3 protein-coding genes are annotated in these 1552 nt (G+C 62.6%); 2 read left to right on the top strand and 1 reads right to left on the bottom strand.

What is annotated here, in order from left to right; genetic code table 11:
* On the top strand, positions 1–115 hold a 115-nt coding region (locus tag BKD70_RS25525), incomplete at its 5' end, for a hypothetical protein (RefSeq protein ID WP_256543307.1).
* Positions 116–181: 66 nt separating this feature from the next.
* Here the strand turns inward: BKD70_RS25525 and BKD70_RS23875 are convergent.
* Positions 182–1111, bottom strand: coding sequence for a LysR family transcriptional regulator (locus BKD70_RS23875; RefSeq protein WP_034126955.1), 930 nt, complete (start codon positions 1109–1111; stop codon positions 182–184).
* 95 nt (positions 1112–1206) lie between these two features.
* On the opposite strand from BKD70_RS23875, the gene BKD70_RS23870 reads away from it, so the two are divergent.
* On the top strand, positions 1207–1552 hold a 346-nt coding region (locus BKD70_RS23870; RefSeq protein WP_139145842.1), incomplete at its 3' end, for an MFS transporter.

Genomic DNA, 1552 nt, shown 5'->3' with positions numbered 1-1552 from the left:
CTCCCAAGCGGTGTTCTTCGAAGGTAACTACACCGAGTACGAAGCCGACCGTAAAAAGCGCTTGGGTGAGGCCGCTGCCCAGCCGCACCGCGTACGCCACAAAAAACTGGCCTGATGCTGCAATAGCCGCAACAGCCTGTTGAAAAAATACCCCTCACGCAGGGGTATTTTTTTGCCCGCGTTATGCCGGGAGCGTCGTGGGCGCCAGCGCTGGGCGGCTGCGCAGCAATTCTTCGACCACCCCCATGAACGCCTCGACCAACAATGAGCGTGACGGTGAGCGCGTGAGTATCAGCAGGTGTACCCAGGCTTCGGGGTCTGCCAAGGGGCGGTAGACCACGCCTTTCCTGGCCAGGGTTCGGGTGCACTGGGGCACGAGCGAGACACCTTGGCCTGCCGCCACCAGGGCGATGATCGAGGTGATCTGGCGCCCCGCAGGGCCCGGGCGCAGCGCCAGGCCACGGCGTTGATACAGGTGCTCGATGGAGCCGTTGAGGCCCGAACCGTAATCGCTGGGGAACAGTATCAACGGGTACTCACTGAGCTGGGCGAGGGTGACTTCGCTCTGCTCCGCCAGCGGGTTGTCGCTACAAAGAGCCGCCACCAGCGGTTCTTGCCCCAACGACAAAGCCTCGACGCCGGTTTGCCCGGCCTCCGGCAGCAGGCGGCTCATGCCGACGTCGATGCGCCCGTCCAGCACGTGCGTGTGCAGGCTGCCGGAAGCGCTCTCCACCAGGGTCAGTTGCACATCGGGAAAACGCTGGGCGAAGGCTTGCAGGGTTTGGCTGAAGAGTTCCGACAACGCGATCGAGCTGGCATAGCCTACGACCAGTTGGCCGGTCGAGCCGGCAGCCAGTTTGGCGGCGATGTCTTGTGCAAGCCTGGCGTGTTCCAGCGCTGCGCGGGCATACGGCAAAAAGTGCTGGCCTTGGGCGGTCAGTGTGACCGTACGACTGGTGCGGTCGAACAGGCGAAAGCCAAGCTCGGTTTCCAGGGCCGAAATCTGCCGCGTCAGGGGCGGCTGGGCAAGGTGCAGACGCTGGGCTGCGCGGCCGAAGTGCAGCTCTTCGGCGACCGTCAGGAAGTAACGTAACTTGCGTAGATCAAGCATTCTGTTTCCTGGGTATTGATCGGTCCGAATTCGGTATTGGTGTTCGCTGCGCTGGGTATTCTATAAACATCCTCGACTATAAGACGAGAGGCCACATGAACCCGCGCATGCATCACGCCCGCTTCGCCGTGTTCCTGTGTGGCTGTGCGGCGTTTCTGAATCTCTATGCGACACAGAGCATCCTGCCTGCGTTTGCCGAAAGCTTCCAGGTGAGTGCCCGGCAGGCAGGGTGGAGCATTACGGTGACCACGCTGGCGGTGGCGGTGACCGCGCCGTTTGTCGGGCGCCTGACCGGCCGTTTCGAGCAGCGCACGGTGATTGCCGTGGCCGCGTTGCTGCTGGCGCTGCCGACGCTGCTGACGGCCTATGTGGACAGTTTTGCCGAGCTGCTGGTGTGGCGTTTTGTCGAAGGGATGTTGATTCCCGTGGTGTTCGCCACCA

The organism is Pseudomonas sp. BS-2016, assembly GCF_001806145.1.
GTDB classification, from domain to species: domain Bacteria; phylum Pseudomonadota; class Gammaproteobacteria; order Pseudomonadales; family Pseudomonadaceae; genus Aquipseudomonas; species Aquipseudomonas lundensis.
Note: the sequence above shows the minus strand (reverse complement) of the source record. Positions and strands in the feature narration are given on the sequence as shown.